This window comes from Kitasatospora sp. CB02891 (genome assembly GCF_002803145.1).
In the GTDB taxonomy this organism is placed as follows: domain Bacteria; phylum Actinomycetota; class Actinomycetes; order Streptomycetales; family Streptomycetaceae; genus Kitasatospora; species Kitasatospora griseola.
Window position 1 is genome coordinate 26507 of the sequence record NZ_NNBO01000017.1, and the last position, 19744, is coordinate 46250.

The window sequence follows — 19744 nt, forward strand, 5'->3', positions numbered from 1 at the left end:
GCGCCGTTCGGCGCACTACTGGGGCGTCACTTGCCGAAGCGGAGCTTCCAGGGAGCGACAGCCGACTCCAGCTGCACGCCCAGGCTCATCTTCGACATGCCCTCGACCCGCTCCTCGAAGCGGATCGGCACCTCGGCGATGCGCATGCCGCGCTTGACCACGCGGTAGTTCATCTCCACCTGGAACGAGTAGCCGTTGGAGCGCACCGACTGCAGGTCGACCCGGCGCAGCGCCTGCGCCTCCCAGGCCTTGAAGCCGGCGGTGGCGTCCTTCACCTTCAGCCGCAGGATCGCGTTGACGTAGAAGTTCGCCCAGGCCGACAGCGCCTTGCGGTGCCACGGCCACTCCGACGCGGTCGAGCCGCCCGGCACGTAGCGCGAGCCCAGCACGACCGAGGCGTCGGTGGTGGTGAGCTTCTCCACCATGGCGGGGATCGCGGTGTGCGGGTGCGACAGGTCGGCGTCCATCTGGATCACGATGTCGGCGCCGTTCTCCAGCGCCTGCGTCATGCCCGCGATGTAGGCCCGGCCCAGGCCGTCCTTGTCGGTGCGGTGCAGCACGGTGAGGGTGCCGCCCGACTCGGCGGCCAGCTTCTCCGCCACGTCGCCCGTGCCGTCGGGGGAGTTGTCGTCCACTACCAGCACGTGCAGGTTCGGCATGCCGAGCTCGCCCAACCGACCTACCAGGACCGGGAGGTTCTCCCGCTCGTTGTACGTCGGAACAACTACAACAACCTTCGGGTGGGCCTCAGCCATGTTTCTTCTGTCCTCGATACGGTTATGAGAGCCGGATGCGGCAGTCTAGCGTTGATCCCCGCACGTACGTTCCGGGGGTCCGCCCGGGGAATCGGCGCGCCCGGCCGTCCGTTGCCCGGACATGACCGACAACACCCCGGCCGATCCCGCCGCACCGCTGCAGTACGCCGCCTTCACCGCCGACCCCGCCGGCGGCAACCCGGCCGGCGTGGTGCTGGACGCCACCGCGCTCGACGACGCGCAGCAACTGGCCCTCGCCGCCCGGCTCGGCCACTCCGAGACGGCGTTCCTCACCCCCGTGCCCGACCAGCCGCGCACCCGCACCGTCCGCTACTTCAGCCCGCTGACGGAGGTGCCGTTCTGCGGGCACGCCACCATCGCCGCCGCCGTGGCGCTGGGCGAGCGGATCGGCCCCGGCGAGCTGCTGTTCGAGACCAAGGCCGGCCCGGTGCCGGTCGCGGTGGAGCGCACCCCGACCGGAGAGTTCACGGCGACGTTGACGAGTGTTCCGCCGAGCGTCGAGGACGTCGACCCGGCGGACCTCGCGGAGGCGCTCGACGCACTCGGCTGGCAGGCCGCCGAGCTGGACGCGAAGCTGCCGCCGATGATCGCGTACGCCGGCGCCCGGCACCTGGTGATCGGCGCCGCCACCAGGGCCCGGCTGGCCGACCTCGACTACGACTTCGACGCGCTCGCCGCACTGATGCGCCGGCTGGACCTGGTGACCCTCCAACTGGTCTGGGAGCAGGACGCCACCACCTTCCACGTCCGCGACCCGTTCCCGGTCGGCGGCATCGTCGAGGACCCGGCCACCGGCGCGGCCGCCGCCGCGTTCGGCGCCTACCTGCGCCACCTGCGGCACCTGGACACCGCCCGGCTGACGCTGCACCAGGGCGAGGACCTCGGCCGGCCCGGCCTGCTGACGGTCGGCCTCACCGCCGGCGACACCCGGGTGCGGGTCACCGGCCGGGCGGTGCGGATCCCCTGACGGGCCGCGGGCGCGAACGCCTCGCCGGGCGTCGGCCCCGTCGCGTACTGCGGAGGGAGTAGGCGGGTCTGCTCCGCGCGGCCGATGGTGCAGGCCCGGGGCGCGGCTAGCCTTCCGGTATGGGAGACGTGCGGCGGCCGTGGGTGCCCGTCTGGGTACGGGCCGGCAAGGCGGGGTGGCCGGTGGCGGCCGCCGTCGTGGCGACGGTGGTCCAGGTGGTCGGGACGAGTGTGGCCGCCCGGCACCAGAGCGAGCGGGTGCCGCTGGACGCCTGGGGGTACCTGCTGCTGGTGCTCGGCCCGGCGCTGCTGGTCCTGCGGGTGCGGTACCCGGCGTTCACCGTCTCCGCCGTGACGGCGGTGACGGCCGCCTACCTGTGGGCCGGGTACCCGTACGGGCCGGCGTTCGTGGCGCTGGTGGTGGCGTTCTTCTCGGCCGTGCAGCGCGGCCACCGGCGGGCTGCGTGGATCGCCGCGGGCGGCTTCTACCTGCTGCACCTGCTGGTCGGCTACGCGGTGCCGGCGTCCTGGCTGCGGGCCCCGGGCCGGGAGGCGGTGGGCTGGCAGGAGCTGGGCGTCACCGCGTGGCTGCTGCTGATCTTCGTCGGGGCCGAGCTGGCCCGGTTCCGGCGCGAGCAGATCGCCGCCGTGCGGGCCGCCGAGGAGGAGGCCCGGGCGCGCCGCAGCGACGAGGAACGGCTGCGGATGGCACGGGAGTTGCACGACATCCTGGCGCACTCGATCTCGCTGATCCACCTGCAGGCGGGCGTCGCCCTGGAGCTGCTGGACGCCCGGCCCGAACAGGCCAGGGACGCGCTCACCACCATCAAGGCGACCAGCAAGGAGGCGCTCGGCGAGGTCCGCCAGGTGCTCGGCACGCTGCGCACCCCCGGGGCCGCCGCGCCGCGCACCCCCGCCCCCGGCCTGGAGCGGCTCGACGAACTGGTCGCGCAGGCCGGCCACGCGGGCCTGGCCGTCACCGTCCGCACCGAGGGCCGGGCCGGGCCGCTCGGCGCGGGCCTCGGACTGGCCGCGTTCCGGATCGTCCAGGAGGCGCTGACCAACGTGCTGCGGCACTCCACCGCCCGCACCGCCACCGTCGAACTCAGCTGGGAGCCGGACCGGTTGGAGCTGACCGTCACCGACCCCGGGCCGCCCGGCGGCGGGGACGCGGGCGGCAGCGGCACCGGGCTGATCGGCATGCGCGAGCGCGCCGCCGCGTTCGGCGGCACCGTGGACGCCGGCCCCGGCGGCGCGGGCGGCTGGCAGGTCCGGGCCCGGCTGCCGCTCGTCACGAAGGGAGCCGACGCATGATCAGGGTGCTGCTCGCCGACGACCAGCGGCTGGTGCGGGCCGGTTTCCGGGCCCTGCTGGACGCCCAGGCCGACCTGGAGGTGGTCGGCGAGGCCGACGACGGCGAACAGGCCGTCGCCCGGGCCGCCGAACTGCGCCCAGACGTGGTGCTGATGGACATCCGGATGCCCCGCCTGGACGGCCTCGCCGCGACCCGCCGGATCTGCGCCGACCCCGCACTGGCGGACGTGCGGGTGGTCGTGCTGACCACCTTCGAACTCGACGAGTACGTCTTCGAGGCGCTGCGGGCCGGCGCCGCGGGCTTCCTGGTCAAGGACACCGAACCCGGCGACCTGCTGCGCGCCGTCCGGGTCGCCGCCGCCGGCGACGCGCTGCTCTCCCCGGGCGTCACCCGCCGCCTGATCGGCGAGTTCGCCGCCCGCTCCAAGGAGCCGTCCACCACCCGGTTGGACGTCCTCACCGAGCGCGAACGCGAAGTCCTCGCGCTGGTCGGCCTCGGCCTCACCAACGAGGACATCGCCCGCCGCCTGGTGGTCAGCCCGCTCACCGCGAAGACCCACGTCAGCCGCACCATGGTCAAACTCGGCGTCCGCGACCGCGCCCAACTCGTCGTCGCCGCCTACGAATCGGGCCTGGTCCGGCCCGGCTGGCTGGGCTAGGGCGGGCCTGTCGGACACGCCCTAGTACGGCGGGAGTAGCGGGAGAGCCGCCCGGTGGGGGACGCGGCGGGGGCGGGGCCGGCGGGACGGTGGAGGAGTGGGCGGGAGCGGGATCGGTCCGGCCCCCTTCGAATCCCGAGGAGATGAGTTCCGATGGTCGAACTGCTGGCCGATGGACACGGGCACTGGCCCGGGCCGTGGGTGCTGGTGTTCCCGTTCTTCTGGCTGCTGGTCGTGGTGCTGGTGGTGCTGGTGCTGCGCCGGGCGGTGTGGCGGCGCCGCGGCTGGTGCGGCGGCCACGCCGAGCACGCCCCGCTGGCGGTGCTCGGACGGCGCTACGCGCAGGGCGAGATCGACGCCGACGAGTACCGGGAGCGCCGCGCCGTCCTGACCGAGGCCCAGGACACGCCCGGGGTGAAGCGATGAGCGCCGCGGCCCGGGTCGAGAAGGCCGTGAAGGAGTACGGCGTGGGGGACACCCGGGTCCGGGCCCTGGACGGGGTGAGCGTCGAGTTCGCCGCCGCGCGGTTCACCGCCGTGATGGGGCCCTCCGGCTCCGGGAAGTCCACCCTGATGCACTGCGCGGCCGGGCTCGACACCCTCAGCGACGGCCGGGCCTGGCTCGGCGACACCGAGCTGTCCGCCCTCGGCGACCGGGAGCTGACGCTGCTGCGCCGGGAGCGGATCGGCTTCGTGTTCCAGGCGTTCAACCTGGTGCCGACCCTGACGGTGCGGGAGAACATCACCCTGCCGCTCGACCTCGGCGGCGCCGCCCCCGACCCCGAATGGCTGGACACCCTGATCGAGGTGGTCGGCCTCCGGGACCGCCTGCACCACCGCCCCAGCCAGCTCTCCGGCGGCCAGCAGCAGCGCGTCGCCGTCGCCCGGGCCCTCGCCGGACGCCCCCAGGTGGTGTTCGCCGACGAGCCCACCGGCAACCTGGACTCCCGCAGCGGCGGCGAAGTCCTCGGCCTGCTGCGCTCCGCCGTCGACACCATGCACCAGTCGGTGGTGATGGTCACCCACGACCCGGCCGCCGCCGCGTACGCCGACACCGTGCTGTTCCTCGCCGACGGCCGCCTCGTCGACACCATGCAGGAACCCACCGCCGAACGGGTGCTGGACCGGATGAAGGCCTTCGACGGCCGCCGCACCCGGGCGGGCGCCCGGTGAACGCGAGCGTGCGGCTCGGGGCGCGCTCCCTGCTCGCCCACCGGCGCCGACTGGTCGGCACCGTGCTGTCGATCGTCCTCGGCGTCGCCTTCCTGGCCGGCACCATGGTGCTCGGCGACACCCTGCGCGCCAACTTCGACACCTTGTTCGCCGACGCCAACGCCGGCACCGACGCCGTGGTCCGCAGCGCCGACGCGATCGCCGACCCGGGCGTCCCCGGCGGCGTCCGCGCCCCGCTCGACGACGCGCTGACCGCGAAGCTGCGCGCCGTGCCCGGCGTCAGCGCAGCCGAAGGCTCCGTCCAGGGCGCCGGCCAGCTCATCGGCGCCGACGGCAGGCCGATCGGCGGCCAGGGCCCGCCCACCTGGGCCGGCAACTGGATCACGGACCCCAAGCTCAACCCGTACCGGCTCGCCGAAGGCCGCGCCCCCGCCGCCCCCGGCGAAGCCGTGATCAACCGCGGCGCCGCCCGGACCGGCAAGCTGCACGTCGGCGACACCACCGTGCTGCGCACCCCCGACCCGGTGCGGATCACCGTCGTCGGCATCGCCACCTTCGGCGCCGACGCCGACGGCATGGGCCCCAGCACCTTCACCGCGCTCACCCTCGCCGACGCCCAGGCCCACCTGACACCCCACGGCAGCGGCCAGGTCTCCACCGTCCGGCTGCGCTCCGACAGCCTCAGTCAGCGTCAACTGGTGGAACACGTACGACCGTTGCTGCCGAGCGGCGTCGAGGCGCTGACCGGTGCGGACGCCACCGCGCAGTCCACTGCCGACGTCTCCGGGCGCTTCCTCGGACTGTTCACCACCCTGCTGCTGGTGTTCGCCGGCATCGCGCTGCTGGTCGCCACCTTCACCATCCACAACACCTTCGCCATCGTCACCGCCCAGCGCACCCGCGAGAACGCCCTGCTGCGCGCCCTCGGCGCGAGCCGCCGCCAGGTGCTCGGCACCACCCTCGGCGAAGCCCTCGCCATCGGGCTGCTGGCCTCCGCGCTCGGCCTGCTCGGCGGCTTCGGCGTCGCCGCCGGCCTCAAGGCGCTGTTCGCGGCGATCGGCTTCACCCTGCCCACCGGCGGCACCGTGATCAAGGCCGCCACCATCGTCCTGCCGCTGCTGGTCGGCACCCTGGTCGCGGCCGGCTCCGCACTCGCCCCCGCGCTGCGCGCCGCCCGCACCGCCCCGCTCGCCGCGCTGCGCGACACCGCCGTGGACGAGGCGGCCAGTGGCCGAAGCGCCCTGCTGCGCGGCGCGCTCGGCGCGCTGCTGGTGGCCGGCGGACTGCCCGCCGTGATCGTCGGCGCGACCCGCGGGCCGTCGCTGGCGCTGACCGTCGGCGGCGCGCTCGCCCTGCTGCTGGGCACCGTGGTGCTCGGGCCGGTCGCCGCCGCCACCGCCGTCCGGGTGCTCGGCGCGCCGCTGGTCCGGCTGCGCGGCGTCACCGGTGCGCTGGCCCGCCGCAACGCCGCCCGCAACCCCGGGCGGACCGCCGCCACCGCCGGCGCGCTGATGGTCGGCGTCGCCGTGGTCACCCTGTTCACCGTGTTCGGCGCGTCCGTGCAGGCCACCCTGGACGACACCGTCTCCCGGTCCTTCGCCGGCGACCTCGCCGTCACCGCCCCCGCCGCCGGGGCCGGCGGCAGCGGCGTCTCCCCGAAGCTCGCGCCGGCGCTGGCGGCGCTGCCGGAGGTCCGCGCCGCCGTCGGGCTCGGCCGGGGCGTGGCCCAAGTGGACGGCCACGGCAAGCAGTTGGACGTCGCCGACCCCGGGCAGCTGGCGCAGGTCACCGACCTCGGGCGGGTCGACGGCTCGCTGGCCGATCTCGGCGCCGACGGCCTGGCCGTCTCCCGCACCGAGGCCGCCGCCCGCGGCTGGCAGCTCGGCACCGTCGTCCCGATGCGGTTCGCCGACGGTCCCGCCGCCTTCACCGTCCGCGCCCTGTACCGCGGCGGCGGCGTCACCGGCGACTACCTGATCAGCCGCCAGGCCTGGCAGCCGCACCGCGTCCAGGACTCCGACGGCCTGGTCGCCGTCGCGCTGAAGCCCGGCGTGAGCCCGGCCGCCGGCAAGGCCGCGATCGCCCGGGTGGCCGACGCCTACGGCAACCCGCAGGTGCAGACCCGCGCCGAGTACGCCGAGAGCTCCGCCTCCGGCGTCGACATGATGCTCTCCGTGGTCTACGCGCTGCTCGCGCTCGCCGTGCTGATCGCCCTGCTCGGCATCGCCAACACGCTCACCCTGGCCGTCCACGAACGCATCCGCGAACTGGGCCTGCTGCGCGCCGTCGGCCAGACCCGGGCGCAGCTGCGGGCCATGGTGCGCTGGGAGTCGGTGCTGGTCGCCGCGTTCGGCACGGTCGGCGGGCTGGCGCTCGGCGCGCTGCTCGGCTGGGCGCTGACCCGGGCCGCGGACAGCGCCGGCACCGGCTCGTTCGCGCTGCCCGCCGGGCGGCTGGCGATCGTCGCGCTGGTCGGCCTGGCGGCCGGGGCGCTGGCCGGGCTGCGACCGGCAGCCCGGGCGGCCCGGTTGGACATCCTGGGTGCGGTGGCCGCCGCCTGACGACGGGTCGGATCGCGCTCCGGGACCCGGGCCCCGGCTTCCCATAAGCGGAAGCTGGGGCCTTGGTAACCGTCACTTATCGTAGTCGCCTGTTACAGTGGGTGGGGATCCGGCGGATGCGAGGAGAGTGCGCGATGACCGTTGCGAGTGTGCCGACTCTGGACGTGGACCGTTCCGACCCCGAGTACCGGGCCTGGCTGAAGGAGGCCGTGCGGCGCGTCCAGGCGGACGCCAACCGCTCCGCCGACACCCACCTGCTGCGCTTCCCGCTGCCCGCCGAGTGGGGCATCGACCTGTACCTGAAGGACGAGTCCACCCACCCCACCGGCAGCCTCAAGCACCGGCTGGCCCGCTCGCTGTTCCTGTACGGCCTGTGCAACGGCTGGATCCGCCCCGGCAAGCCCGTCATCGAGGCGTCCAGCGGCTCCACCGCCGTCTCCGAGGCGTACTTCGCGCAGCTGATCGGCGTCCCGTTCATCGCCGTGATGGCCCGCTCCACCAGCCAGGCCAAGATCGAGCTGATCGAGTTCCACGGCGGCCGATGTCACCTGGTCGACAACGCCTGCGAGGTGTACGAGGCCGCGACCCGGCTGGCCGCCGAGACCGGCGGGCACTACATGGACCAATTCACCTACGCCGAGCGGGCCACCGACTGGCGCGGCAACAACAACATCGCCGAGTCGGTCTTCGCGCAGCTCCGGCTGGAGCCCCACCCCGAGCCCGCCTGGATCGTCGCCACCGCCGGCACCGGCGGCACCTCCGCGACCATCGCCCGGTACGTCCACTACATGCAGCACGACACCCGGATCTGCGTCGCCGACCCGGAGAACTCCTGCTTCTTCGACGGCTGGGTGCATCGCGACCCCGACGCCACCTGTCCGACCTCCTCCCGGATCGAGGGCATCGGCCGCCCCCGGATGGAGCCGTCCTTCGTCCCCGGGGCGATCGACCGGATGATGCGCGTCCCCGACGCCGCGTCCATCGCCGCCGTCCACCTGCTGGAGACCGTCCTCGGCAAGAAGGCCGGCGCCTCCACCGGCACCGGCCTGTACAGCGCGCTCAAGCTGGTCGCCGAGATGCGCGCCGCCGGCCGCACCGGCAGCGTCGTCACGCTGATCTGCGACCCCGGCGACCGCTACCTCGACAAGTACTACTCCGACGAGTGGCTCGCCGGCGAGCACATCGACCCGCGGCCGCACCGCGCCGCCCTGGAGGCGTTCCTCGCGGGCGGCGACTGGGCGGACGGCTGAGCGGCTTCGTCAGTTCTTCGCCTCGCGGTGCTCGGTGAGCACCAGGGCGGCGACGACGATCATGACGGCGGCCGTCGCGAAGTGGATCGTGAACGCCGTCAGGGCGCTGCCGTGGTGGGTCAGGATGGTGGTCGCGTCGCCGATCGGGACGAGCGCCGTGACCAGCATCGCCCAGCCCGAGGCCCGGCGGTGCCCGAGCAGCAGCAGCGCCAGCGGGACGAGGCCGGAGACCACGTCGCGGATGCCCTTGGTGATCAGGAACATCGCCGCGTCGCCGTGCGGCCACGCCGGGAGACCGAAGCTCGGGGCGGTGGACTCCGGGGCGAGGATGTAGCTGAGGCCGAACCAGAGCGGGAACAGGCCGAGCAGCACCGTGCCGACGGTGGCGAGACGGACCCTTGCGCTGCTGGTGGCCGCGTGTGCGGTGCCGGACATGGTGGTTCCCCCTGGCGTGTGAAGTGGGCCGCGCCGCCTGTTGGTTAGCGGCGCTAGCGACGTGAACAACGCTAGACCGACGGCTCGTCAGTTGTCTAGCGCTGCTAGGATTTCGGGCATGGCCACCAAGGAACGCCGGGCGCGCGAACGCGCCGAACGGGAACAGCTGATCGTCCGGGCCGCCCGCGAACTCGCCGAGACCGAGGGCTGGGACGCCGTCACCACCCGGAGACTCGCCGAACGCATCGAGTACAGCCAGCCCGTCCTGTACAGCCACTTCGCCGGCAAGGACGCGATCGTCGCCGCCGTCGCGGTCGAGGGCTGCGCCGAACTCGCCGTCCAACTCCGCGCCGCAGCAACCGAGGTGGACGATCCGCGGGCCGCGTTCGCCGCCGTCGCCCGCGCGTACCTGGCGTTCGCCGACGCCAACCCCGCGCTCTACGACGCCATCTTCACCATGGCCAACCCGCTGCCCTTCGGCACCCCCGACGCCCCCGCCGCCCTGCACGAGGCCTTCGCCGCCATCGCCGACCCCGCCACCGCGAGCGCCACCGCCGCCGGCCTCGACCCCGCCGGCTACACCGAACTCGCCTGGTCCGCCCTGCACGGCATGGCCACCCTCGCCCGCGGCGGCCGACTCCGCCCCGAACTCGACTCCAGCCGCATGGCGGCCTTCACCGCCGTCTTCTGACGCCCCGTCCGGTGGTGCAACCGGCCCGGCGCTCCGCCCGTCCGAGAGGGGGACGGGCGGGCGCGACGGGCGCGGCCCCGAGGAGGAGAGCCACCGTGAACCTGTTGGGACGTCCCGCCACCGCGACCTTCGGCGCAGTCCTGGCCGCCGCCGCCACCCTGGCCACCATCCGCGTCATCGCCCACAACTGGATGGGCTGCGCCACCCACCTCGAACCCGGTAGTCGCGGCGCCCTCCTGTTCTTCGTCCCCGTCTGCTTCGTCCTCCTGACCACCGGCGGCGCCGTCACCGGACTCCTCTCCCGCGGCATCCGCCGCCACCTGGAGGCCCCCGAACTCGTCCGCCTCTTCGCCGTCGTCCTCGGCATCGCCCTCACCGCCCTCGCCATCGGCGCCCTCCTCGCCGGCCCGGGCACGAACGGCTGCTTCCCCGAGGCGTAGGCATGACGAACCGTCAGCGATAGACTGTCCGGCCACTGTTACGCCAGCAGATGAGGCACACATGGGCCGCACCTGGAACGTCGACCTGTCCGCACCGTTCGCCGAGCGCCTGGGGAAGTCGGCCGCCGAGCTGGGCCTCTCCGACGGCCGCGACGAATGCCCGGCCATCCCGGATGCCTGACCTTCTCGTTCCGGCGCCGAACCCCGAGGACGGGTGCCGACTCACCCGGGAGGAGTACCGGCCCGACTTCCGGGAGCGGGATGCGCGGATTCGCGGCCGGGACTCCGGGAAGCTCGTACGCTGCCGGTTCCATCGGGTCCGCGTGGTCGAGCGGTCGCTGACCGGGTATCTGCAAGGGGAGTTGCACTCGCTGCGGATGCGAGCGGAGTGCGGGGAGCGGGTTCGTATCGTCCTCGCCGAGGATCCGGCGGAGGACTTCGGGCCGCTGCCCGGGATCGTCGTCCTCGGCGGCCGCACCCTGTACCAGGGGCGACACCCGGCCACCGGCGGGCCGGACGGCGCGATCCGGTGGACCGACCCCGAACGTGTCGGCCCATGGCAGGAGTTCATTCGGTCGCTGTACCGCCAGGGGGAAGACGTGGCGTCCCGGTTCGTCCGGGAGGTGGCGCCCTTGGTGCCGCCCTGTGCGGATAAGGAGTAGGCGATCGACGGGCACACCGGTGGCGGGGCGCGCAACGAGTTGTCCGGAACCGCGCACCAGGCCGTCCAGGTCGGGACGGTGAGCGGCGGCCTGCACCTGCACGGCCTCCCGGAGTCCGGCCGCGCCAGCACTCCGACGCCACGCCAACTCCCTTCGGACGTCCGGGGATTCGTCAACCGGACCGAGGAGCTGCGCGAGCTGGACACGGCGCTGGCCGGCCAGGACGGTGACGCGCACGCCCCGGTGTGCGTCGTCGCAGGCACTGCCGGGGCCGGAAAGACCTCGCTCGCCCTGCGCTGGGCGCACCGGGCGCGGGAGCGCTTCCCCGACGGGCAGCTGTACATCAATCTGCGTGGCTACGACCCCGGACGGCCCGTCACCGCCCGCGAGGCGCTGAACCGGTTCCTCGTCTCGCTCGGCGTCCCCGCCGTGTCCGTTCCGGCGGACGAGGACGCCGCTGCCGCGCTCTACCGGTCCCTGCTCGCCGACCGTCGCGTCCTGGTGGTGCTGGACAACGCCGCCGCCGTCGCCCAGGTCCGCCCGCTGCTGCCGGGCAGTGCGGGGTGTCCGGTCCTCGTCACCAGCCGCAGCCGCCTGTCGGGGCTCTCGGTGCGCGACGGTGCGCGCCGCCTCACCGTGGGCACCCTTCCCGAGCCGGAGGCCGTCGCGCTGCTGCGCGCCGTCACCGCCGAGCACCGGCCGCCGGACGACCCCGCCGAACTCGCCGAGCTCGCCCGGCTCTGCGCCCGACTGCCGCTGGCCCTGCGGATCGCGGCCGAGCGCGCCGCCAGCCTGCCGCACCTGGGGCTGGCCGACCTGATCGCCGACCTGCGCGACGAATCCGCGCTGTGGGACGTGCTGAGCGTCGGGGACGAGGAGGAGCGCGATGCCGTCCGCACCGTGTTCGCCTGGTCCTACCGCGCCCTGCCCGAACCGGCCGCCCGACTCTTCCGGCGGCTCGGTCTGCACCCCGGGCCCGAGTTCGGGCTGCACGTCGCCGCCGCGCTGGCCGAGCTGACCACCGGTCGCGCCCGGCAGCTCCTGGACACCCTGGTCGGCGCACACCTCGTCGAACAGACCGCCCCCGACCGCTACCAGTTCCACGACCTGCTGCGCGCCTACGCCACCGACCAGGCCCAGCACGAGGAATCGCCGCCGCAGCGCGAGGCCGCGCTCCGGCGCGCGCTCGACTGGTACCTGCACACGGCCGACGCCGCCCAGCAGTGGCTGAGCCCGGCCGAGGCCCGCCTCCCGCTCGGTCCGCCGACGGCCGGCGTCCAGCCCCTGACCTTCGCCGACCACAACGCCGCCGCCGATTGGGCCGAGCGGGACCGGACCAACCTCCTGCATTCCGTCCGCACCGCCGCTGCGGCCGGACTCGACCGCCTGACCTGGCAGTTGGCCGCCGCACTCTGGAACGCGCCCGCCCCCTCCGCACCGGGAGCGGAGTGGATTCCGGCCGGTCGCCTCGGTCTGGCGGTGGCCGACCGGTTGCCGGACCTGGCCGCGAAGGCCCTGCTGCTCACCGACCTCGGGATGACCTGTACCCGGGTCAACCGCCTCGACGACGCGGAGACGCACCACCGGGACGCCCGCGCGCTCTTTCGCGAGCTGGGCGATCGCGGCAACGAGGCCCATGCCCTCAACCTGCTCGGCCTCACCCAGCTCCGCCGGCGTCGACTCGACGAGGCGGCCGCCCACTTCGACCAGGCCATCGCCGCGTTCCGGCAGCTCGGCGAGACGCACTGGGAGACCACCGTGCTCGCCAACCTGGCCGGCACCCACCATCACGCCGGGCGGCCCGAACCGGCCCGGGCGGCCGCCGAACAGGCCCTCGCCGCACACCGCGCCTCGGGCGACCGGCGCGCGGAGGGCAACGCCCTGCGCCTGCTCGCCGAGATCCTGCGCGAACAGGGCGCCCTGGCCGAATCGTTGACGGCGGCCCAGGACGCGGTCGAGATCGCACTTGCCCTGCGAAACCACCGACTGGAGGCGTTCTGGCTGATCACCCTGGGCGACAGCCAGCAGGCCGTCGGCCAGTGCACCGAAGCGCTCCACTCCTACCACCGCTCCGCTGTCCTGTACCGCCGCCTCGGCGACCGCAGCCGCGAGGCCCTCGCCTGGCACGGCGCCGGACAGACCCACCTCCACCTCGACCGCCCCGGTGAGGCTGCCGCCTTCTTCCGCCGCGCCGCCGCCACCCACCGCGAACTCGGCGACCCCTGGCACGAAGCCCTCGGCCTCGCCGGACTGGCCCAGGCCCTGCAGGGCCACGACGCGGAGGCCGCCCGTCGGCACCGGGCCGCCGCGCTCGCCCTGCTGGCCGGGTACCACGACCCGCGTGCAGCGAGGCAGCGGGTCGAGATCGAACGCGCGCTCTCGGCCTGAGGTCCCGTCAGCCGGTGAGGCGGGTGTGGGTGGCGAGGATTTCGGTGAAGGTGGTGGTGAGGTGGTCGGGGCGGGTGCGGGTGTAGGCGGCGAGGGGGCGGTGGATCGGGGGGTGGGGGTGGAGGACGGCGGCGTCGAGGGTGGGGGGGAGGATGGTGGCGGGGACGAGGGCGGGGCCGAGGCCGGCGGCGGCGAGCATGGGGGCGGCGGCGGTCTGTTCGGTGCGGACGGCGGGGTGGGGGAGGAAGCCGGCGCGGGCGCAGGACTGGTCGAGGAGTTCGGCGAGGCCGTGGCCGGGGGCGTAGTGGACCCAGGCGCGGTCGGCGAGGGCGGACAGCGGGAGGGCGCCGTCCGGGGGGTTGGCGAGGGGGTCGTCGGAGGGGAGGACGAGGGCGAACTCCTCGACGCCCAACTCCCGTACGGGGCCGTCCCAGTCGGTGGGGACCGGGCCGATGGCGAGGTCCGCGCCGCCGGCGGCCATCGCGGCGCGCAGCAGGTCCGCGTGCGGGTACTCGCGCAGGCGGATGCGGACGGCGGGGTACCGGCGGCGCCAGGCGCGCAGGACCGGCGGGAGGATGCCGAGGGCGACGGAGTGGACGGTGGCGACCTCGAGTTCGCCGTCCTCCAGGCCGGCGGTGCGGCGGGCCGCGGCGTGCAGGCGCTGGGCGTCGGCGAGGACGGCGCGGGCGTGCGGGAGGACGGCCCGGCCGAGCGGGGTGGGGCGGACGGCGCGGGGGAGGCGTTCGAGGAGGGGGCCGCCGAGGGCGGACTCCAGGGCCCGGACCTGGTGGGAGAGGGCGGGCTGGGTGACGTGCAGCTGTTCGGCGGCCCGGGTGAAGGAGCCGGTGTCGACGACGGTGACCAGGTACTCGAGCTGCCGGAGCGTTGCTGCCATGCACACAGTTTATGGCTGGAGTGAAGAACAAGCCTTGGACCTATCACCGCAGGCCGAGCAGGGTGGAGGGAGTACCGCTCGAACTGACAGGAGCTCTCGAATGTCCGAATCTCTCGCAGGCCGCCGCGTCGTCGTGGTCGGCGCCGGATCGCGCACCGGCCGACTGCTCGCGCACGCCGCCTCCGCCGCCGGGGCCGAGCTGGTGCTCGCCGGGCCCGATCCGCGGAAGCTGGAGTGGACGGCGGGCGAGCTGACCGGCCCGTCTGCCGTGGTGCCCGTCGACCTGACCGAGGAGGCGTCGATCGAGGCGCTGGCGGCCCGGGCCGGGCGGGTCGACCACCTGGTGTCGACGGCCGGGATGCCCGCCAACGGGCCGTTGAAGGATCTGCAACTCGCCGACGTCCGGCGGGCGTTCGACGCGAAGGTGATCGGTCCGCTGCTGCTCGCCAAGCACCTCGCGGAGCAGTTCGCCGACGGCGGCTCGATGACCTTCTTCTCCGGCGTCGCCGCCTGGCGACCCGCACCCGCCCGCACCGTGATGGCCACCACCAACGGGGCGCTGGCGTTCCTGGTGCAGGCCCTCGCCGTGGAACTCGCCCCGCTGCGGGTCAACGCCGTCTCCCCGGGCATCGTCGACACCGGCTCCTGGGACGGCCTCGGCGCGGGCAAGGAGGAGTTCCTGCGGCAGGTCGCCGTTCGAAACCCCGCCCGCCGGGTCGGCAGCCCCGAGGACCTGGTCAAGGCCGTCCTGTACGCGATCGACAACCCGTACGTCACCGGCACCGTCCTGCACGTCGACGGCGGCGGCCGACTCGCCTGAACGCCCGTGCTTGACCCTGCCGTTGGCGGCAGGGTCGGACGATCTGCGGCATGACACCTGAGGAGCGGATCGTCCTGGTCACCGGGGCGGGCAGCGGTATCGGACGGGCGACGGCGCAGGCCTTCGCGGGGCACGGGGCGCGGGTGGTCGCGGTCGGGCGGGGAAGGGCGGCGCTAGAAGCAACGGCGGCAGGGCACAAGGCAATTGACGTGCTGGTCGGGGACGTCGCCGCGCCCGGCGGGCCGGAGCGGATCGCCGCGGCGGTGGGTGAGCGGTACGGCCGGCTGGACGTGCTGGTCAACAACGCGGGGGTGGTGCGCAGCGCGCCGCTCGGGGAGCTGCGGCGGGACGCGGTCGAGGAGCAGTTGGCGACCAATCTGGTCGGGCCCGCGCTGCTCACCGGAAGCGCCCTGCCGTTGCTGGTCGCCGCGCGGGGCGTAGTGGTGAACGTCAGCACGGCGATCGGGCAGCGCGGCTGGCCGGGCAGTTCGGTGTACGCGGCGACGAAGGCCGGGCTGGAGTCGCTCACCCGCAGTTGGGCGGTCGAACTCGCGCCGCAGGGCGTGCGGGTGGTGGCCGTCGCGCCGGGGGCGGTCGAGACGCCGATCGTGCGCGGGCTGACGCCGGATCGGCTGGCCGCGCTGCGGGCCTGGCAGGTGGCGCACACCCCGGCGGGGCGGATCGGGCGGCCGGCGGAGGTGGCCTGGGCGATCACCCGACTCGCCGAGCCGGGGGCGTCGTTCGTCACCGGGGTGGTGCTGCCGGTGGACGGCGGGGCCGTGGTGGCATGATCGGGCGGGTGCGGATCGGTGAACTGGCCGCCGCGACCGGCGCCACGGCCCGGGCGCTGCGGCACTACGAGCAGGCGGGGCTGATCAGTTCGGGGCGCGCCGCCAACGGCTACCGGGTGTACGCCGCGGGCGCGGCCGTCCGGGTCCGCAACATCCGCGCCCTGCTGGCCGCCGGGCTCACCCTCGACGACGTGCAGGTGTTCCTGCCGTGCCTGGACGGCGACCTGACCAGCGGGCCGCCGTCCGGGCAGGCGCTGGCCGTCGCCCGGGAACGCCTCGCCGTGCTGGACCGCCGGATCGCCGCCCAGACCGCGCTGCGCGACCGCCTGGCGGCCACACTCGCGCCGTACCGCAACTGACGCACCGTCAGCGCAGCGCGAGGCCCGAGGTCGCCCGGTCGGGGGCGGGGACTCAGGCCGGCAGGTCGGCGGGGACCAGGAGTTGCAGGTCCTCGGTGGTCGGGTCGGCGAGCTGGGCGACCCGGGACGCGTGGCGTTCGATCATGCTCTCGAAGACCTGGCGGGCGGTGCGGCCGTTGCCGAAGCCCACGCCCCGGTCGAGGGTGGTGAAGTGGGCGTGCAGGGCGGTCTCGGTGGCCGGGTCGAGGTGGTACTCGTGCTCGGTGGCCTGCGAGCGGGCGATGTCGAGCAGCTCGTCGGCGGTGTAGTCGGGGAAGGTGACGGTCCGGGAGAACCGGGAGGACAGGCCCGGGTTGGCGGCGAGGAAGCGCTCCATCTCCGCGGTGTAGCCCGCCACGATGATCACCACCTCGTCGCGGTGGTCCTCCATCAGCTTCACCAGGGTGTCGATCGCCTCCCGGCCGAAGTCCCGCCCGCCGTCCTCCGGGGCCAGCGCGTACGCCTCGTCGATGAACAGCACCCCGCCGCGCGCCTTGTCGAACGCCGCGGCGGTGCGGATCGCGGTGGAGCCGATGTGCTCCCCGACCAGGTCCAGCCGGGCGACCTCCACCAGGTGGCCGCGCTGCAGGACGCCGAGGGAGGCCAGGATCTCGCCGTACAGGCGGGCCACGGTGGTCTTGCCGGTGCCGGGGGAGCCCGTGAAGACCAGGTGCCGGCGCGGCGACGGCGCCTTCAGACCGGCCCGCTGGCGGGCCCGGCCGACCGAGATCAGGTCGATCAGCGTCCGCACCTCCTGCTTGACCGTCGCCAGGCCCACCAGGGAGTCCAGCTCGGCCAGCGCCACCTCCGGCGGGCGGCAGTCCGGGATGGGGGCGATCACCGCGGTCGCGGGAAGAGCGGCGGAGGCGGAGGTCAGGACGGCGGGAGCGAGGGAGGCCAACGGGGGAGCGGCCGGTTCGGCCGGACGCGGGGCGGGCAGCGGCGCGGCGTCGTCCGAGGTGCAGCCCTCGGCGACCGGGCCCGGCTCGGAGAACTCGAACCCGGCCCGGGCATTGCGCTCCGCCCGGCAGCGCACCAGCTTCGTCCGGCAGCCGTCGATCACGTGGAAGCCGAACCCGCCGCCCTGCGACACCCGCACCGTGTCGAACTCGCCGCGGCCCTGCGCCGACACGTACACCCCGGCCTCGCTCGCGCCGCGCACCGTGCACTCGCGCAGCACCGGGTCCGCGCCCTTGGTGACGATCACCCCGGTGGCGACGTCCGCGATCTCGCAGTCCGTCAGCAGGCCGCCCGAGCCGTGGTCGCGGAACCACAGGCCGGTGCCCGCGCCCTGGATCCGGCAGCCCGACAGGTCCGCGCTCGCCCCGCCCGAAACCGAGACCGCGGAGGAGCGGATCGCGGTGAACGAGCAGTCGCGGGCCGCGGCCGACGAGCCCTGGTCGAGGACGAACAGCGCGTCGGGCAGGTCGTCGAGCGAGCAGTCGGCGAGCTCCAGGGCCGCGCCGTCGCTCACCCACAGCGCCGGGTAGTCGCCCTGCGCGGAGTGGAACCGGCAGCTCTCCGCCAGCACCTTCGTCCCGCCGTCCCACACCGACAGCGCGCCCCGGCCGAAGCCGTGCATCGTCACCTGCCGCAACGTCAGCTTCGCGCCGCCGCGCAGATCGGCCGCGTTCTCCGGCACCTCGTGCACCCGGCAGGAGGACAGCTCCAGCTCCGCCCCGGTGTCCAGGCTCAGCCCGTTGCCGGACACCCGGTGCACCGTGCAGTCCGTCAACCGGCCCACCGCCTGCGCCTCGGCCTGCACGCCCGAGCCGCGCACCTCGTACAGCTCGCAGCCCGTCAGCTCCGCCAGCGACCCGGGATCGGCCAGCAGCAGACCCGCGCCGCCCGCGTGGTGCACCTTCAGCCGCTCCGCGCGCAGCCGCGAACCCGACAGCACCGCCACGCCGCTCTGCCCCGCCGCCGAGACCTCGCAGTCCGCCAACTCGGCCTGCGCCTGCGCCCGCAGACGGATGCCCAGACCGGACGGGTTCTCCACCGTGCAGTTGACCAGCTGCGCCCGGACGCCGTCCGCGAGCTCCACCCCCACCGCGGAGGAGGTCTCGATCCGGCAGTCCACCAGCGCCGCGCCGTCCGCGCCCGCCAGCAGCACCGCCGGGGCGGAGCGGTCGGAGCCCGCGACCGTCAGGCCGCGGATCGTCGCGCCCGCCGTCACCGTCAGCGCCGTGCCCCCGCGCACCGCGCTCTCCGGCGGCGAGATCCGCACACTGCCCGGACCCTTCTCCGCGACCAGCGTCACCGGCTTGTCGACCAGCACCGCCTCGTGGAACGTCCCCGCCCGGACCGTCAGGGTGTCACCCGGCTCGGCCACCTCCAGGGCCTCGCGGAGCGTCGCGTACTCCCCGCTGCGCCGCCGCCACCGGGAGGCGCTGTCCTGCGTGACCCGGACCCTGAGCTCACCCATGACGATCTGTCATCCCCGCCTTCGTCGAGTGCGTGCGAGACGCTGCGCGATGACCCCCACCGTAGCGCGAGAGGCCGACCGGACCGTCGCCCGGTTCAACGAACGAGCCGGGGGGTGGTTCCGGGTGCCCGTCAGCGGCGGTCCGGCTGCGGGGCCTCCACCGTCTCCAGGACCTCCACCTCGTCGCCGACCGTCAGCGTTCCCAGCACCTCGGCGGCGGAAGCGGGACGGACCGGGACCAGGTTCTGGCCGAACACCAGCTTCTGGCCGAACCGGTGGTGCCGGCCCAGCGCGCGCAGCGGCTCCGGGCCGCGGCGCTCGCCGGTCTCCTGGTCGGTGGTGGTCACCACGCAGCGGGCGCACGGCTTCACCACCCGGAACTCCAGCCCGCCGACCCGGACCCGCCGCCAGCCGTCCTCCGCCCACGGCTCGGTGCCGGCCACCACCAGGTTCGGGCGGAACCGCTCCATCGGCAGCGCCGCGCCCTTCCGCTCGTCGCCCGGGTGGTCCTCGGCGATCCGGGCGTTCAGCTCGACCAGCGAGGCGGTGGTGGTGAGCAGCAGCGGGTAGCCGTCCGCCATCGACACCGTCTCGTCCGGGCCCGCGTACTTCGGATTGATCGGCCGGCTGACCTCCGGGCGGTCCAGGTGCACCAGCCGCACCTCGCCGAGCTTCGCGGGCAGGTGCTCGGCCAGCCAGCCGGAGGTGTCCTTCGGGGCGGTGGCGGCGGAGAAGTGCGTGCCGAAGACCGAGACCGTCGCCTCGGGCGCGCCGCCGGCGAGCGTCGGCACCGCGAGCGTGTGGGTGGAACCGTCCGGGGCGGTCAGCGAGAGTGACGTGCCGTCAGCGGACGGGACGGGGCGGAACCGGCCGATCGAAGGCTCGTCCCGCTGAGTGACGGCGACGCCCTCCGCGTCCACCAGCATCCAACGACGGTCGCCGGCCAGACCCCAGGGGTGCACGTCGGCGGACGGCGGGCTGAGGCGGTACATGGACTTGACGGGGTACAGGTGGAGGGAGTGCAGGCTCGGCATGCGGCCCATCCTGCCAGAGGCCGTCGCGGGCGGACTTCACCGGCGTTCCCGTGCCCCCACGTGCAGT

Annotated in this window: 19 protein-coding genes; 14 read left to right on the forward strand and 5 right to left on the reverse strand. The window is 74.7% G+C overall.

Features of this window, described 5'->3' with window-relative positions; translation table 11 throughout:
• Window positions 1-26 precede the first annotated feature (26 nt).
• Window positions 27-755: a polyprenol monophosphomannose synthase gene (locus CG736_RS29945; RefSeq protein WP_043909047.1), complete on the reverse strand. Its 729-nt coding sequence runs from the start codon at window positions 753-755 to the stop codon at window positions 27-29.
• A 121-nt stretch (window positions 756-876) separates the two neighbouring features.
• Here CG736_RS29945 and CG736_RS29950 point away from each other — a divergent pair, with 121 nt between their 5' ends.
• The 7 genes from CG736_RS29950 (at window position 877) to CG736_RS29980 (ending at window position 8698) form a co-directional block, all read left to right on the forward strand.
• Window positions 877-1743 (forward strand): PhzF family phenazine biosynthesis protein, encoded by an 867-nt coding sequence (locus CG736_RS29950; protein WP_100589273.1) that lies wholly within the window; start codon window positions 877-879, stop codon window positions 1741-1743.
• A gap of 119 nt (window positions 1744-1862) precedes the next feature.
• Window positions 1863-3056 carry a sensor histidine kinase gene (locus tag CG736_RS29955; protein ID WP_100589274.1) on the forward strand — a complete coding sequence of 398 codons (1194 nt, stop codon included), beginning with the start codon at window positions 1863-1865 and terminating at the stop codon, window positions 3054-3056.
• Complete coding sequence (locus CG736_RS29960; RefSeq protein ID WP_043909044.1) at window positions 3053-3715, forward strand: response regulator transcription factor; 663 nt, start codon at window positions 3053-3055, stop codon at window positions 3713-3715. The genes CG736_RS29955 and CG736_RS29960 overlap by 4 nt, the downstream gene beginning before the upstream one ends.
• A gap of 153 nt (window positions 3716-3868) precedes the next feature.
• Window positions 3869-4141 (forward strand): SHOCT domain-containing protein, encoded by a 273-nt coding sequence (locus tag CG736_RS29965; protein WP_100589275.1) that lies wholly within the window; start codon window positions 3869-3871, stop codon window positions 4139-4141.
• The gene (locus tag CG736_RS29970; RefSeq protein ID WP_100589276.1) at window positions 4138-4887 is read left to right on the forward strand and encodes an ABC transporter ATP-binding protein; all 750 of its coding nucleotides are present in this window, start codon (window positions 4138-4140) and stop codon (window positions 4885-4887) included. The genes CG736_RS29965 and CG736_RS29970 overlap by 4 nt, the downstream gene beginning before the upstream one ends.
• Window positions 4884-7448 (forward strand): FtsX-like permease family protein, encoded by a 2565-nt coding sequence (locus tag CG736_RS29975; protein WP_100589277.1) that lies wholly within the window; start codon window positions 4884-4886, stop codon window positions 7446-7448. Before CG736_RS29970 ends, CG736_RS29975 begins: the two co-directional genes overlap by 4 nt.
• 134 nt (window positions 7449-7582) lie before the next feature.
• A complete protein-coding gene (locus CG736_RS29980; RefSeq protein ID WP_100589278.1) occupies window positions 7583-8698 on the forward strand; it encodes a PLP-dependent cysteine synthase family protein in 1116 nt (371 codons plus the stop codon).
• 9 nt (window positions 8699-8707) lie between these two features.
• Here CG736_RS29980 and CG736_RS29985 read toward each other — a convergent pair whose 3' ends face one another.
• Window positions 8708-9133, reverse strand: coding sequence for a DUF4267 domain-containing protein (locus tag CG736_RS29985; protein ID WP_100589279.1), 426 nt, complete (start codon window positions 9131-9133; stop codon window positions 8708-8710).
• Between the two features lie 118 nt (window positions 9134-9251).
• Here CG736_RS29985 and CG736_RS29990 point away from each other — a divergent pair, with 118 nt between their 5' ends.
• The 4 genes from CG736_RS29990 to CG736_RS30005 all read left to right on the forward strand — a co-directional run bounded on the left by CG736_RS29990 (window position 9252) and on the right by CG736_RS30005 (window position 13314).
• Window positions 9252-9824, forward strand: a complete 573-nt coding sequence (locus CG736_RS29990; RefSeq protein ID WP_100589280.1) for a TetR/AcrR family transcriptional regulator — start codon at window positions 9252-9254, stop codon at window positions 9822-9824.
• A 95-nt stretch (window positions 9825-9919) separates the two neighbouring features.
• On the forward strand, window positions 9920-10264 hold the full coding sequence (locus tag CG736_RS29995; RefSeq protein WP_100589281.1) for a hypothetical protein: 345 nt from the start codon (window positions 9920-9922) through the stop codon (window positions 10262-10264).
• A 173-nt stretch (window positions 10265-10437) separates the two neighbouring features.
• Window positions 10438-10926: a DUF6879 family protein gene (locus CG736_RS30000; protein ID WP_100589282.1), complete on the forward strand. Its 489-nt coding sequence runs from the start codon at window positions 10438-10440 to the stop codon at window positions 10924-10926.
• Between the two features lie 39 nt (window positions 10927-10965).
• On the forward strand, window positions 10966-13314 hold the full coding sequence (locus CG736_RS30005; RefSeq protein WP_232734273.1) for a tetratricopeptide repeat protein: 2349 nt from the start codon (window positions 10966-10968) through the stop codon (window positions 13312-13314).
• Between the two features lie 7 nt (window positions 13315-13321).
• Here the strand turns inward: CG736_RS30005 and CG736_RS30010 are convergent, their stop codons facing one another.
• Entirely contained in the window at window positions 13322-14209 is an 888-nt protein-coding gene (locus tag CG736_RS30010) for a LysR family transcriptional regulator (RefSeq protein ID WP_100589283.1), read from the reverse strand.
• A gap of 100 nt (window positions 14210-14309) precedes the next feature.
• On the opposite strand from CG736_RS30010, the gene CG736_RS30015 reads away from it, so the two are divergent.
• Genes CG736_RS30015 through CG736_RS30025 form a run of 3 tightly spaced genes read left to right on the forward strand, consistent with a single transcriptional unit; the run spans window position 14310 to window position 16179 of the window.
• Window positions 14310-15029: an SDR family oxidoreductase gene (locus CG736_RS30015; protein WP_100589284.1), complete on the forward strand. Its 720-nt coding sequence runs from the start codon at window positions 14310-14312 to the stop codon at window positions 15027-15029.
• A 50-nt stretch (window positions 15030-15079) separates the two neighbouring features.
• Window positions 15080-15820: an SDR family NAD(P)-dependent oxidoreductase gene (locus CG736_RS30020; RefSeq protein ID WP_100589285.1), complete on the forward strand. Its 741-nt coding sequence runs from the start codon at window positions 15080-15082 to the stop codon at window positions 15818-15820.
• An 8-nt stretch (window positions 15821-15828) separates the two neighbouring features.
• On the forward strand, window positions 15829-16179 hold the full coding sequence (locus CG736_RS30025; RefSeq protein ID WP_100589371.1) for a MerR family transcriptional regulator: 351 nt from the start codon (window positions 15829-15831) through the stop codon (window positions 16177-16179).
• 52 nt (window positions 16180-16231) lie between these two features.
• On the opposite strand, the gene CG736_RS30030 is transcribed toward CG736_RS30025, so the two are convergent.
• Together CG736_RS30030 and CG736_RS30035 are read right to left on the reverse strand one after the other, a co-directional pair.
• Window positions 16232-18643 (reverse strand): right-handed parallel beta-helix repeat-containing protein, encoded by a 2412-nt coding sequence (locus CG736_RS30030; RefSeq protein WP_100589286.1) that lies wholly within the window; start codon window positions 18641-18643, stop codon window positions 16232-16234.
• 131 nt (window positions 18644-18774) lie between these two features.
• Window positions 18775-19677: an MOSC domain-containing protein gene (locus CG736_RS30035; protein WP_198520655.1), complete on the reverse strand. Its 903-nt coding sequence runs from the start codon at window positions 19675-19677 to the stop codon at window positions 18775-18777.
• Between the last annotated feature and the right edge of the window lie 67 nt (window positions 19678-19744).